This window comes from Cellulosimicrobium sp. G4 BAM 1002 (genome assembly GCF_057126935.1).
Map to the genome: position 1 here is coordinate 1,235,566 of NZ_CP182109.1, position 13,398 is coordinate 1,248,963.

Here is a 13,398-nt window from a genome sequence, read left to right on the forward strand (position 1 = left end):
TCGACGCCACGAGGGCGCCGCACCCGCCGGGTGCGGCGCCCTCGTCGTCGAGTCCGGGGCTCAGCAGGTCTGCCAGCAGTCGGCGCCAGCGCTCTCGGGGGGCGGCCCGGCAACCTCTCCCTCCTCGAGGAACGTGGTGTGCTCCACGACGTGCTGGAGGGCGGCGGCACCCTCGTCACCCGACCCCGAGGTCGGGGCGTCGGCAGCGGGCTCGGAGCCGGACGTACCGAGGTCGACGTCGAAGGTGAGCTCGAGGAGCCGGTGCTCGGTGGTGTCGTAGACGAGGCGCACGATCCGGTTGCTCTGGTCCTCGCCGACCCACTCGAGGCCCTCCCCGGTGCGACCCTGCGTGTCCTGGACGGCACCGAGCGGGGTGCTGCTCGTGAGCCCGTTCAGCGTCGCCCAGAGCCCGTCGCGCACGGCGGGCGAGGTGGGCCCGCTCTTCAGGAGGTTCCACGTCTTCTGGGCGAGCGCGTCCTCGTTCACCGACCCCACCTCCGCCCGGATGCTGTCGCGAAGGAGCGCGTCGAGCTCCGCGGGGTCCGTCGGGAGCGTGGCGAGGGCGTCCCAGCTGAGCCGGACGAGCTCCCCGTCGACGACGAGCGATCCGAACGTCGAGCCGGGCCAGGGATCCAAGGTCTCCTCTCCCTCGAAGGCGCGGTACGAGTCGCCCTCGGGATCGCGGGCGGTCCAGTACGTGATGCCCTGCGAGCTCTCCTCCGTCCGTCCGTCGCTGGTCGTGTCCGTCCTGGTCGTCAGGGTCCGGACGCGCCAGTACGGCCCGTCGGCCGGACCGTTGCCCTGCGGCCTCCCGTCGGGGCCCGTGGCCGCGGCGTCGCCGCCGCTCGCCGGGGCGAGCTGCGACGGGTGCGTGGGACTGGGCTCCGCCCAGGAGGACACCGCACCCGCCCCGCCGGCGACGACGGCGAGCGCGCACAGGCCCGAGACGAGGGTGCGCCGCCGTCGTCGGCCTCGGCGGGCCGCCGGGAGCACCCGGTCGGTGTCGACGTCGATGCGGGGTGCGACGGCGTCGACCTGCTCGCGCAGCACGCGGACGAACGTCTCGTCGTCCGTCGGAAGGGTGCCGGTCATGACTGCCTCCAGTCGGTCCGGTCGGGAGTGGGGCGGTACGGAGTGCTGGCGGCCGTCGGTGCGTCGTCGGTCCGCGTGCGGACGACGCCCGCAGCACCGAGGACCGAGCGAAGCTGTGCGAGCCCGCGCGAGGCCGTGGACTTCACGGTGCCGACGGAGACGCCGAGGTCGTCGGCGACCTCCCTCTCGCTCAGCCCGACGAGGTGGCGCAGGACGACGATCCGACGCTGGCGTGCCGTGAGGGTCGCGAGCGCGCGGACGAGGGCGTCTCGCTCGGCGTGCCGGTCGGCACCGCCGTCGCTCGTGGTCTCGGGCAGGTCGGGCGGGGCGACCAGCACCTCGCGCCGCCGTCGCCGCCACGTGTCGACCCGCAGGTTGGCGAGCGTGCGTCGGGCGTACGCGTACGGGTCGCGCTGGCGTGCCGTGCGCCAGTGCAGGTAGGTGCGGGTGAGCGCCTGCTGGACGAGCTCGTCGGCGAGGTGCTCGTCCCCGCACAGGAGCCATGCGGTGCGCGCCAGTCGCGGGGCCGCGCCGGTCATGAAGTCGGCGAACTCCTGCTCGTGCGACGTGACGACGCGCACCATGGTGAGTATGTCGTCAGGTGGTTCGCTCCCGTCCGGGTCGTCGGCGGCGGACAGGGCGATCGCGTTCACGCTCATGACTTTCACACGCACGGGGCCGCAGAAAGGTTGAGTCTCGACGCCCGGTCGTGGCGTCAGGTTCGACATCGATTGCCGTGCGCGCACCTCTTCCCCTGTGGGAGCGCTCTCACTAGATTGGGTCCTGCCATCTCGACGTCGAAGGAGACGCTCATGACCCAGCTCGGTGGTCCCCCCGCACCCCACGACCCGCTCGACCGCGACGTCAGGTCGCCGCACGGCGTCGACCGCCGCACCGTGCTCGCGCTCGCCGGGGCGGTCGCGTTCGCGGGGCTCACGGCGAGCCCGGCCGCCGCGCAGGGGGGCACGGCCCTCCCCGGGGCGGCCCGCGCCGTCGGGCAGGGGGCGGGTGGTCCGGCGCGCGCCCGTGCGGCCTCGCTCCAGCGTGCCCACGCGTTCCTCGACGCCGCGACGGACGCCTATCCCGAGGTCAACCCCGGTCCGAGGCTCGCGCAGTCCTACGCCGACCAGCTCGGCCTGTTCTCCACGGCGTTCGTCTACGACAACGCGCTCGCCGTCCTGGCGACGCTCACGGCCGGGCGCCGGTACCTCGACCGGGCGCGGGCGATCGGCGACGGGCTCGTCTTCGCGCTCGAGAACGACCCCGACCACGACGACGGCCGCCTGCGCCAGGCGTACAACGTGGGGCCCTACGTCTTCTACGACGGCACGCCGCAGGAGCACGGGCTCGTCCTCCCGGACGGGACGGCGAACGTCGGGTGGCAGTTCGGATTCCTGGGGACGGCCGTCGGCGACATGGCGTGGCCGGGCATCGCGCTCCTGCACCTGCACGCCGCGACCCGCGACGTCCGCTACCTCCGCGCGGCGCAGCGGATCGGTGAGTGGATCGTCGCGAACACGTGGTCCACCCGGCCGCTGGGCGGCTTCTCGTTCGGCGTCGACGGCGCGAACGCGCCGGTGCCCAACGGTTCGACCGAGCACAACGTCGACTGCGTCGCCTTCTTCCGCCAGCTCGCGTCCGCGACGCGAGAGCGGCGCTGGGAGGGCGCGAGCGAGCACGCGCGCGCGTTCGTCGACCGCATGTGGGAGCCCGACGGCGGCTACCTCTACACCGGGACGAACGACGGCGTCGAGATCAACCGCGACCCGCTGCCGCTCGACCCGCAGACGTGGGGCTGGCTCGCGCTGCGCGAGCGCCGGTACGCGCGTGCGCTCGACTGGGCCGACGACGCGCTCGCGGCGCGCGACGTCGCGGGCGAGGGGGTCTCCCAGCTCCCTGCCGGGGTCGTGGTCGAGGGCGTGACGTTCTCGAGCGCGAGCCTGACGTCGACCGCGTCGTACAACGGGCTGCCCGTCCATCCTCAGGGTGTGTGGCTCGAGGGCACGGCCCAGCTCGCGGCGGCGCTCGCCGACCGCGGTGCGCGGGGCCGCGGGAACCGCCACGACCAGCGTCGGGGGCGACGCGGGTGCGAGCGTGACGACGACCGCGAGCGCGCCGAGGGCCTGCTGCGCGAGGTCCAGGGGGCGCAGGAGTCGGTCGGCGCGGGGCAGACCCTCGGTGGCGTGCCGCTCGCCGAGCGCGGCGGCGTGGTGGCGGCGTCGAGCCTCATCGACTCGGGCTTCGGGTTCGGCTACTTCCAGGTCCAGCACGTCGGCGCGACGTCGTGGTACCTCATGGCGGCGGCACGCGCGAACCCGTTGCAGCCGCGCCGCCTCGGCTGAGCGTCAGGTGGTGGGGGCGGGCCCGGTGGTCGTCCCCACCACGAGCTCGACGTCGAGCTCGACGGTCGTCGGCTCCTCGCCCGCGAGCTGGCGGATCACGGCGTGCCCGAGCTCGGCGCCCTTGCGTGCGAGCGGCTGGAGCACGGTCGTGAGGACGTCGGGGGCGAGCCACGGCAGGTCGAGGCCGTCGAACCCGGCGACCGAGACGTCGTCCGGCACGCGCAGGCCGAGCTCGCGCGCGCCGAGCAGCGCGCCCGCGGCGAGGAGGTCCGAGTGCGCGATGATCGCCGTCGGGCGCGAGGCGGGGTCCGCGGGCTCGGCGGAGCCGTCCGGGCCGGTCCGGCCGAGCAGGGCGAGGGTCGCGGAGCGGCCGTGCTCGACGAGCGATGCCTCGGTCTCCCAGCTCGCGACCGGCTCGACGACGTCGCGCACGCCCGCGAGGCGGTTGGCCGTGGGGGTGCGGTCCACCTCGGCGAGCCGGGCAGCGTCGATCGGCCCGCTGCGGTCGGAGGTGTCGAGGGGGAGCGAGACCTCGGCGATGCGCTCGTGCCCGAGCTCGACGAGGTGGCGCACCGCGTCCGCGGTGCCGGCCCGGTCGTGGATCGCGACGAGCGGTGCACCCTCGACCGCGCGACCCTCCCCGATGACCACGGGCACGCCGCGGCGCTGGAGCGCGGCGAGCGTCGCGTCGTCGGACCCGACGCCCCACACCAGGACGGCGACGTCCATCGCCGCGCTCTCCACGAGCGGGTCGACGGCGCGCGCCGGGTCGTCGGACGGGATGCCGGGGATGAGGAGCACGCCCAGGCCGTTCTCGCCGAGCGTCGAGACCAGGCCGTCGAGCACCTGGACGGCGACGGGGTCGCGGAACGCGCGCCGGAGCTGGTCGCCGACGACGACCCCGACCACGCCCGAACGACCGGACCGGAGCTGGCGCCCGAGCGGGTTGGGCCCGGTGTACCCGAGCTCCTTCGCGGCGTCCAGCACGCGTGCGCGCGTCTCCGGGGTGATGGGACCCGCTCCGGAGAAGGCGAGCGACGCCGTCGAGACGGACACACCGGCGCGCTCGGCGACCTTGGCGAGCGTCGGACGGTGGGCCGGTGCACCGGTCGGGGTGTCCCGGCCAGAGGTGTCGCTCATCACGCTCCCTGCTTCCCGCGGGCGCGGGATTCTCGATTGACGCGCGGCCAGCGTACCCGCACACTTGTCACCATGCCTCGAATCGATTCGAAGCGCAGCCTCGTCCGTCGGATCGAATCGATTCGAGGGGGCGCTGCGCAGTCTTCTCCCGCTCAGCTCTCCCGCGCCCGGTGGGCGCTCCTCGGCATCTTCGCGCTCAACGGCGTCATGATGTCGAGCTGGCTCGCGCGCATCCCCTCGGTGCGCGACGCGCTCGGCCTCAGCCCCGCCGACCTCGGCATCGTCCTCCTGGCAGGCGCCGTCGGCGCCCTCCTCACGGTCACGGCCGCCGGCCCCTTCGTCACGCGCTTCGGCGGGCGCCTCGCGTTCGGCGTCTCCGCGCTCCTGTTCGGGGCCGCGTTCCTGCTCCTCGGCCTCGGCCCCGCGACCGGGTCCGTCGCCCTGCTCGCCGCCGGCATCTTCCTCAACGGCATGGCGTTCTCGCTGGGCAACGTCCCCATGAACGTCGAGAGCGCGGGCATCGAGCGCCGCGTCGGGCGCACGATCCTGCCCCAGTTCCACGCGGCGTTCTCCGTCGGCGCCGTGGTCGGCTCGCTCGTGGGCGCGGCGTGCGCGCACGCCGAGGTCCCGGTCCTCGTGCAGTTCGTGGCGACGGGCGCCGTCGCGACGGTGTGGCGCCTGCTGGCCATCCCGGCGACCGTCCACGACACGCTGCCCGTCCGCGCGTCGGACCCGCGTGCCGCCGACCGCCTCGCCGACGTGCCCCTCGACGTGCCCCTCGACGCGCTCGGCGACGCGGTCGTCGACGTCGAGACCGCCGGCATGCGCAGGCGGCTCGCCCGCAGGGGTGCGCGGCTGGGTGCCGCGCTCTCGGCGTGGCGCGAGCCGCGCACGCTGCTCATCGGCCTCGTCATCCTGTCCGCCGCCCTCTCGGAAGGCTCGGCGAACGACTGGCTGTCGCTCGCCGTCGTCGACGGGTTCGCGCAGACCGAGGCCGTCGGAGCCGTGGTGTTCGGCACGTTCGTCGCCGCCATGACCGTCATGCGCCTCGCCGGCACGCGCCTCATCGACCGCTTCGGCCGCGTCACCGTGCTGCGGGCCTCCGGCGTCGCGTCGATCGCCGGCCTCGTGCTCTTCGGCTTCGCGCCCACGCTCCTGCTCGCCGGCGTCGGCGTCGTGCTGTGGGGTCTCGGTGCGGCGCTCGCCGTGCCCGTGGGCATCGCGGCCGCGTCGGACGAGCCGCTGCGCGCCGCGGGGCGCGTGTCCGTCGTGTCCGCGTTCTCCTCGATGGCGTCGCTCGCGGCGCCGCCGCTGCTCGGCCTCGCCGCCGAGGCGATGGGCGCGCGCCACGCGCTCGTCCTCATCGTCGCCGCGATGGTGCTCAGCGTCCTGCTCGCCCGCCAGGTCGCGCCGCTGCGCACGCCCGCGGCGCTCGCGGCCCGCCGCGAGCTCCCGGCCGACGCCGCCGCGCCCGCGGGGGAGGATGGTCCGGTGGGGCCGACGGAGACGGGTGCGGGGGCCGCGCAGGTCTCGGTGGACGACGCGCACCGGGCCGGCCGGTCCCGGCGCCGCCGCACCGTGGCGACCCGTGGCGCCGCGCCCACCACGACCCCGTCGCACGGCAGCGCGCACGCCACCGCGTCCCGCCGTCCCCGAAACCGCCCGTCGCACCGTCGCGAGGAGACCTCCGCATGACCGCCGCACCCGTCGACCGCCGCGTCGCCCTCGCCACCTGGGCCGTGTTCGCGGTCTTCTTCCTCAACGGTTTCAACTTCGCGACGTGGGCCTCACGCCTGCCTGCCGTCCGCGACGCGCTCGGGTTCACCGAGGCGCAGATGGGCCTGCTCCTGCTCTTCATGGCGGTCGGGTCGCTCCTGGCGCTCCCGCTGTCCGGCGTCGTGGTCCAGCGGCTCGGGGCGTCGAAGGCCGTGACGATCTTCGCGGTCGCGAACGTCGCCGGGCTCGTCACGGCCGTCATGGGCGTCGCTCTGGGCGAGGACGTCATGGTGCGCGCCGGGCTCTTCCTCGCCGGCATCGGCACGGGCGTCTGGGACGCCGCGATGAACCTCGAGGGTGCGGCCGTCGAGCAGCGGCTCGGCAAGGCGATCATGCCGCGGTTCCACGCCGGGTTCTCCTTCGGCACCATGGCCGGCGCGGGTGTCGGCGCGCTCGCGGCCGCGCTGCACGTGCCCGTCCAGGTGCACCTCACGGCCGCCGTCGTGCTCAGCCTCGTCGGCGTCCTGTGGTCCGTGCGGTTCTTCCTGCCCGCCGGCCGCGTCGCGACCGACGATGCTCCGGGCGCACGGTCCGACGACGCGCAGGGTGCCGACCCGGCGTCCGCGCTCGGTACCACCGCACCCACGACGGCCGACCACGCGCGCAGCGCCCTGAGCGCCTGGACCGAGCCGCGGACGCTGCTCATCGGGCTCGTCGTGCTCGCCGCCGCGCTCACCGAGGGCGCGGCCAACGACTGGGTGAGCCTCGCCGTCGTCGACGGGTTCGGCACCTCCGACGCGTTCGGCGCGCTCGGCCTCGCCGTGTTCCTCACGGCGATGACCGGGATGCGCCTTCTCGGCACCGGGCTGCTCGACCGGTACGGGCGGGTCGTCGTGCTGCGCCTGTCCGCGGCGCTGGCGCTCGTCGGCCTGCTCGTCTTCACGCTCTCGCCGAACCTGTGGGTCGCCCTCGTGGGCGTCGTCGCGTGGGGCATGGGCGCCGCGCTCGGGTTCCCCGTGGGCATGAGCGCCGCGTCCGACGACCCGGCCCGCGCCGCGGTGCGCGTGAGCGTGGTCGCGACGATCGGCTACTCGGCCTTCTTCATGGGCCCGCCCCTCATCGGGTTCCTCGCGGAGCACGTCGGGTACCGGTCCGCGCTGCTCGTCATCGCGGTGCCGGTGGTCGTCGGGCTCCTCGTCGTCGGGGTGACGCGTCCGCTGCCGACGGCGGCCGGGTCCGCCGGGCAGCAGGCCGCGGGCGAGAGGGCGCAGCGGTCCGGCGAGGGCTGACCCGCCGTGCGTCCGGCCGTCGGGGCCCGCCCCGGGTGCATGGTGTACTTCCGCCATGGAGGACCGGGGGCTCGACGACCAGGGGTACATCCGCCGCGAGGGTGACGCGGGCCGTGTGCAGGAGCCGTTCCGGGCGCTCGTCGCGGACCTCGTCGCGGCGGTCCGGCGCGAGCTCGACCCGGACGCGCTCGACGGCGTCTACCTGTACGGGAGCGTCCCGCGCGGGACGGCCCGGGTCGGCCGGTCCGACCTCGACGCGCAGGTGCTCCTGCGTCGTGAGCCCGACGACGAGGACCGGGCAGCGGTGCGGCGCGTGGAGGAGGCCGTCGCCGCGGCGCACCCCGAGGTGATCGGGGTCGGCGTGCTGCTCGACGCGCGCGACCGGATGGTGGACCCGTCCCGCCGCCACGACGAGGGCTTCCAGCTCCGGGTCCTGTGCACGCCGGTCTGGGGCGCGGACGCGGGTGTCGAGGTGTCACCGCACCTGCCCGACCTCGAGCTGGCCCGCAACGTCCAGGGCGACTGGCGCACCGCGTTCGAGCGGCTGCGGGGACGTGGCGCCGGAACGGGCCCCGACGACCCGGAGGCGTTCTCCCGCGGTGTCGGGCGGCGGCTCGCGCGCGTCGCTTTCACCTGGGTCGTGCCGCGCTGGGGCGGCTGGACGAGCGATCCCCGGGTCATGACGGAGGTCGTCGCGCGGTACGAGCCGGGGTGGTCGGACGCGATGGACCGGGCGGTCGTCCTCGGCTGGGAGGGCCGCACCGACGTCGCGTCGGCGAACCGGCTGCTGGACGGCTTCGCGCGCACTCTCGCCGCGCGCGGCGACGAGCTCGGCGCCTGACGACCTAGGCTGGTCGGGTGACCTGCGAACCCTCAGCCCCGACCGCGTCGCTCGGACGACCGGACCTCGCCGCCACTGCGCCGGGCCTGCGTCCCGAGGCCGTCGGGTCCCCCACGCTCGCCGAGCTCACGACGCTGCGCGTCGGAGGGCCCGTGGACCAGTACGTCGAGGCGCACAGCGAGGAGGAGCTCGTCGCCACGGTCCGCGCGGCCGACGAGGCCGGCGAGCCGGTGCTCGTCCTCGGCGGCGGCTCGAACCTGCTCGTCGCCGACGAGGGGTTCGGTGGCGTCGTCGTGCGCGACCTCCGCCAGGGCGTGACCGTCGACGCGCAGGACTCGTGCGGCGGGGCGAGCTTCCACGCGCCGGCGGGCCAGGACTGGGACGCGCTCGTCGCGCGCGCGGTCGCCGAGGAGTGGGTGGGCGTCGAGGCGCTGTCGGGCATCCCGGGGACCGTGGGCGCCGCGCCGGTCCAGAACATCGGCGCGTACGGCCAGGAGGTCGCGGGCGTGGTGTCGACCGTGCGCGTGTGGGACCGCGAGCGCTCGCGCGTGCGCACACTCGCGGTCGGCGAGCTCGGCTTCGGGTACCGCACGTCGGTGCTCAAGCGCAGCATGCACGCCGACGCGCACGAGGGAGGTGACGGCGAGGCCGGTGGCCCGTGGTACCCGTCACCGCGGTACGTGGTCCTCGACGTGGGGTTCCAAGCGCGGCTGGGATCGTTGTCGGCCCCGGTCGCCTACCCGGAGCTCGCGCGGACGCTCGGCGTCCAGGTGGGCGAGCGCGCACCGAGCGCCGACGTGCGCGACGCGGTGCTGGCGCTGCGCGCGCGCAAGGGCATGCTGCTCGACGGCGTCGGGCCGCACGTCGCGGACGCTGCGAACGGGATGGCCGCCGGTGCGTTCACGCCCGACACGGCCGACGTCCCCGACCACGACCGGTGGAGCGCGGGCTCGTTCTTCACCAACCCCGTCGTCCCGGCCGAGCAGGCCGACCTGCTCCCGACCGACGCCCCGCGCTACCCGGTGCGCTCCGCGACGCCGAGCCGCACGACCGGCCCGAGCCTCGGCGAGATCGACCCGACGCTCGTCAAGACGTCCGCCGCGTGGCTCATCGAGCACGCGGGCTTCACCAAGGGGTTCGGGGTGCACGGCACCGCGAGCCTCGCGACGCTCTCGACGAAGCACACGCTCGCGCTCACCAACCGTGGCGGCGCGAACGCGGCCGACGTCGTCGAGCTCGCCCGCGCGGTGCGCGACGGGGTGCTGGACGCGTTCGGCATCGAGCTCGTCCCGGAGCCGGTCCTGGTGGGCGTCGCCCTCTGACGGGTCAGTAGACGAGGACCGTGGTGCCCGGGTCGGCGCGCCAGGTGTCCCAGAGCCAGTTCATCGCCGAGTTCGCCACGCGGATGCACCCGTGCGAGGCGGGCCACGGGGGGATCGAGCCCGAGCCGTGGACGGCGATGCCGCCGGTGAAGAACTTGGGACGCCACATGTCGCCCAGCTCCAGGCTCGACGCGTGGTTGCCGTCGACCTGGCGCCCTACCTGGAACGTGCCGCGCGGTGTGCTCGCCCGGTAGCTGCGGCCCTGCGTCTCGAACTGCTCGCCGTTGCCCGACGACGCGTTGACCACCGTGACGACCCGACCGTCCTCGACGGCGAGCAGCAGCTGGCGGTCGAGGTCGATCTCGACGACCTTGCCCGACCCGCTGCGGGCCTGTGGCGTGACGCCCTGGTCGAGCGCGGCCTGTGTGGCCGGCCCGACGACACCGTCGCGCGACAGCCCGGCGGCCTTCTGCAGCGCCCAGACCGCCTGTTGCGTGCCGCCGCCGAAGTCGCCGTCGGGCGCGCCGATGAAGTACCCGAGGTCGGCCAGGCGCTGCTGGAGGGCGACGACCCGTTCGCCCGTCGCCCCGCGCGCGAGCTCGGCCGGCTCCGCGGGCGGCGGGGGAGGCTCGGGCGTCGGCTCGGGCGCAGGCGGAGGGGTGCTCGGCTCCGCGGCGGGCGGCGGGCTCTCGGCCGGGGGAGCGGGCGTCTCGGTCGGCTCCGGAGCGGCCGACGGCTCCTCCGGCTCGCTGGGCGTGGGCTCCGGCGCGGGACTCGGGGAGGTCTCCGCCGTCGCCGACGGCGTCCTGCCGGGCTCGAGGTCCGGGAGCCCGGCCTGGCACCCGGCGAGCACCAGCGCCGTCGCGAGCACGGGCGCGACCCCGCGCAGCACCCGACGTGATCTGGGCCGCGTCCGCGTCGTCTCTCCCCGCGTCCGGTCTTCCTCCACCTGAGTCCCCCTCCGCACCCGCCGCGGCGCGCGCCGCGGAGATCATCATGCGCTCCGACCAGCGTCCGGACGACACCGCGCCACGGGTCGCGCGCGGATCGTGACCCGGTCGTGACGCGGCGCGCGTACCGCGCCGAGCCCTTCTCACCCTGAGACGGGCGACGCGTCCGGATCGTTGGGTCGCCGCTGGGTCGCGCGTGCGTCACGCCGGCCGGGCGAGGGCTCGTGCAGCAGCGCCCCGCGGACGACGTCGAGGATCGCGTCGTCCGTGAGGCCCGCCTCGCGCGCGGTCCGGACGAGGTGGCCCGCGGCCTCGCGCGCGACGACGTCCGCGGGGGACGCGCCGTCGGACACGACGGTGCCCGCGCGCCGGCGCGTGGTGACGACCCCGGCGGCCTCGAGCTCCCGGTAGGCGCGCGCGACGGTGCCGGGGGCGAGGCCGAGCTCGGTCGCGAGCGCCCGGATCGTCGGGAGCCGGTCGCCGACGCGGAGCCGGCCCGTCGCGACGTGCGCGACGACCTGGGCCCGGATCTGCTCGTAGGGGGCGAGGCCCGAGGCGGGGTCGATCTCGACGCGCAGCTCGCGCGCCGCCCCGCCTGCACCGGCGAGTGCGTCATTTTGTATCAGCACGCTAATACAATGACACCGCGCGCGGCTGTGGTCAAGGTCCCGAGGGGCGACCCGTGCGCACGAGGATGAGAGAGCTCTCATCGGGGTCTCACGCCGCGCCCACCCCGTCGCGGTCCCCTGGGTCCATGACCCTCGCGACCACCACCCGAGCGCCCGACCAGCGTGCATGGCTCGACCTGCTCACCGACCCCGGTGCGGGCGAGCTCCTGGCCGTCGCGCTGGGTGCCGACGGCGCGAGCCTCGACACGTGGCGCGTCCACCAGGTGCACGCGCGCCCGGGCGCGGAGGTGACGGTCGGGTACGACGTCGTCGCGCGCCGCACGCTCGACCCCGTCGTCACCGCGGCGTGCGAGGGCAGCACGTCCGTCGGCGCCACCGAGTACCTGCTCGCCACGACCGCACCGCTCTCGCCGGACGCCGTCGGTCCGGGGGTGGTCCGTCTCGCCGACGGGCCGCGCGTCCTGCACGTGTGGCGCCACCCGGCCGACCCGCTGCTGCCCGGCCTGGCCGCCGCGTGCGACGCGCCCGAGCTCGCGCGCCGGCTCGCCGCGGCGGGCACCCTCCTGCCCGGCGAGAGCGTCGACGCCGTCGAGACGGTCGCGTACCGCCCGCTGCGCCGCGCGGTGCTGCGCGTGCGCACGTCGCACCGGACGCTCTACGTCAAGGTCGTGCGCCCGGACCGCGTGCGGTCGCTCGTGCGGCGCCACGAGCTGTTCCGGCCGGCGCCGCCGCCCGGGGCCGGGCGCGTCCTCGGACGCGTCCGGGCGCCCACCTGTCTCGCGTGGCACGACGACGGCGTCGTCGTCCTCGAGGAGGCCCGCGGCACGTCGCTCGCGCAGCAACTCGCCGACGTAGGACCGCACGCGCAGCCCACCGCGATCGACCCGCGGGAGCTCGTCCGCGCGCTCGACACCCTGCCGGCCCGCGCGACCACCCTGACCCGCCGCCCCGGCTGGGCCGAGCGCGTCGAGCACTACGCGGCGTCGGCGCTCGCGGTGCACGCGCTCGACCCGGAGCGGGTGGAGAGGATCGCGCGCGACGTGCGCGAGGCGACGACGACACGCGACCCCGGGCCCGTCGTCGCGACCCACGGCGACTTCCACGAGGCCAACGTGCTGCTCGACCTCGCGCCCGGCCGCGTGCGCGTCGGTGTGCTCCTCGACGTCGACACGCTCGGGCCGGGGTACCGCGTCGACGACCTCGCGTGCGTCGTCGGGCACCTTGCAGTCCTCCCGTCGCTCGCTCCGGCGGTGTACGGGGGAGCGGGGGAGCTCGTCGACCGCTGCCTCACGGTCTTCGACGAGTCCGTCGACCCGGTCGGTCTGCGGGCGCGCGCGGCGGGTGTCGTGCTGTCGCTCACCTCGGGGGCCGCGTCGCGCGACCTCGCGCACGCCTGGCTCGAGGTCGCGGAAGGACTGCTCGACGCGGCTCGCGCCCAGGGCTCCGGGGTCGACGGCGCTCGGGTGAGAGCACTCTCATCGGCCCCTCCTCGACGTCTCACAGGGGGACGCGAGGCTCATGTCATGCGGGCGGCCGAGGGGCCGTGCGCACCACCGGACGAAGGAGAAGGATCATGAAGGCACGCAGCGTGTGGATCGTCACCGGGGCGCTCGGCGCGGTCGGTCTCGGGGCCACGGTCGCCACGGCGCAGGGCGCGTTCGACGCCCCCGGCACGGCGGACCTCTCGCGGTCGGTCCAGGTCGACGGCAGCGCGCCGACGTCGAGCACCACGCCGTCGAGCACCGCCACGTCGACGCCCGGCCCCGCCGACGTCCAGAACGGGACGGCGATCACGACGGTGACCGCGAACACCGCCCCCACGGCGAACACGGCCCCGACCGCGAACACCGCGCCCACGGCGAACACCGCGCCCACGACGAACACCGCGCCCACGGCGAACACCGCGGACTCGCCGCAGACGCCGAACACCCCCCAGAGCCCGGTCACGCCGCCCACCCCGCAGTCGGCCGAGTGACCGGCGCCGACGTGTAGCGACCACGCTCGCCGAACCCGGGGTCAGGTGTCACCGCACGACGTGCGTGACGCGTAACCCCGGGTTCGGCGATCAGGGGTGACC

12 protein-coding genes are annotated in these 13,398 nt (G+C 75.7%); 7 read left to right on the forward strand and 5 right to left on the reverse strand.

Annotated features, from left to right (window positions below; genetic code table 11):
* Positions 1-60: 60 nt before the first annotated feature.
* Together ACMXGY_RS05565 and ACMXGY_RS05570 are read right to left on the reverse strand one after the other, a co-directional pair.
* Positions 61-1,092: a hypothetical protein gene (locus ACMXGY_RS05565; RefSeq protein ID WP_483775883.1), complete on the reverse strand. Its 1,032-nt coding sequence runs from the start codon at positions 1,090-1,092 to the stop codon at positions 61-63.
* Positions 1,089-1,745, reverse strand: a complete 657-nt coding sequence (locus tag ACMXGY_RS05570; protein WP_483775884.1) for a SigE family RNA polymerase sigma factor — start codon at positions 1,743-1,745, stop codon at positions 1,089-1,091. Before ACMXGY_RS05570 ends, ACMXGY_RS05565 begins: the two co-directional genes overlap by 4 nt.
* A gap of 159 nt (positions 1,746-1,904) precedes the next feature.
* On the opposite strand from ACMXGY_RS05570, the gene ACMXGY_RS05575 reads away from it, so the two are divergent.
* Positions 1,905-3,434, forward strand: coding sequence for a Tat pathway signal sequence domain protein (locus ACMXGY_RS05575; protein WP_483775885.1), 1,530 nt, complete (start codon positions 1,905-1,907; stop codon positions 3,432-3,434).
* A 3-nt stretch (positions 3,435-3,437) separates the two neighbouring features.
* Here the strand turns inward: ACMXGY_RS05575 and ACMXGY_RS05580 are convergent, their stop codons facing one another.
* A complete protein-coding gene (locus ACMXGY_RS05580) occupies positions 3,438-4,574 on the reverse strand; it encodes a LacI family DNA-binding transcriptional regulator (RefSeq protein WP_483775886.1) in 1,137 nt (378 codons plus the stop codon).
* Between the two features lie 72 nt (positions 4,575-4,646).
* Here ACMXGY_RS05580 and ACMXGY_RS05585 point away from each other — a divergent pair, with 72 nt between their 5' ends.
* The 4 genes from ACMXGY_RS05585 to ACMXGY_RS05600 are packed head-to-tail and all read left to right on the forward strand — an operon-like array spanning position 4,647 to position 9,742.
* The gene (locus tag ACMXGY_RS05585; RefSeq protein WP_483775887.1) at positions 4,647-6,269 is read left to right on the forward strand and encodes an MFS transporter; all 1,623 of its coding nucleotides are present in this window, start codon (positions 4,647-4,649) and stop codon (positions 6,267-6,269) included.
* The gene (locus tag ACMXGY_RS05590; RefSeq protein ID WP_483775888.1) at positions 6,266-7,579 is read left to right on the forward strand and encodes an MFS transporter; all 1,314 of its coding nucleotides are present in this window, start codon (positions 6,266-6,268) and stop codon (positions 7,577-7,579) included. The genes ACMXGY_RS05585 and ACMXGY_RS05590 overlap by 4 nt, the downstream gene beginning before the upstream one ends.
* A 55-nt stretch (positions 7,580-7,634) precedes the next feature.
* Positions 7,635-8,420 carry a nucleotidyltransferase domain-containing protein gene (locus tag ACMXGY_RS05595; protein ID WP_483775889.1) on the forward strand — a complete coding sequence of 262 codons (786 nt, stop codon included), beginning with the start codon at positions 7,635-7,637 and terminating at the stop codon, positions 8,418-8,420.
* 17 nt (positions 8,421-8,437) lie between these two features.
* Entirely contained in the window at positions 8,438-9,742 is a 1,305-nt protein-coding gene (locus tag ACMXGY_RS05600) for a UDP-N-acetylmuramate dehydrogenase (protein WP_483775890.1), read from the forward strand.
* A gap of 4 nt (positions 9,743-9,746) precedes the next feature.
* On the opposite strand, the gene ACMXGY_RS05605 is transcribed toward ACMXGY_RS05600, so the two are convergent.
* Positions 9,747-10,634 (reverse strand): L,D-transpeptidase family protein, encoded by an 888-nt coding sequence (locus ACMXGY_RS05605; protein ID WP_483775891.1) that lies wholly within the window; start codon positions 10,632-10,634, stop codon positions 9,747-9,749.
* Positions 10,635-10,835: 201 nt separating this feature from the next.
* Entirely contained in the window at positions 10,836-11,321 is a 486-nt protein-coding gene (locus ACMXGY_RS05610; protein WP_483775892.1) for a GntR family transcriptional regulator, read from the reverse strand.
* Positions 11,322-11,446: 125 nt separating this feature from the next.
* Between ACMXGY_RS05610 and ACMXGY_RS05615 the strand changes: the two genes are divergently transcribed.
* Both ACMXGY_RS05615 and ACMXGY_RS05620 read left to right on the forward strand, forming a co-directional pair.
* Positions 11,447-12,898 (forward strand): phosphotransferase, encoded by a 1,452-nt coding sequence (locus ACMXGY_RS05615; protein WP_483775893.1) that lies wholly within the window; start codon positions 11,447-11,449, stop codon positions 12,896-12,898.
* A complete protein-coding gene (locus ACMXGY_RS05620) occupies positions 12,895-13,296 on the forward strand; it encodes a hypothetical protein (protein ID WP_483775894.1) in 402 nt (133 codons plus the stop codon). Before ACMXGY_RS05615 ends, ACMXGY_RS05620 begins: the two co-directional genes overlap by 4 nt.
* Positions 13,297-13,398: the final 102 nt, after the last annotated feature.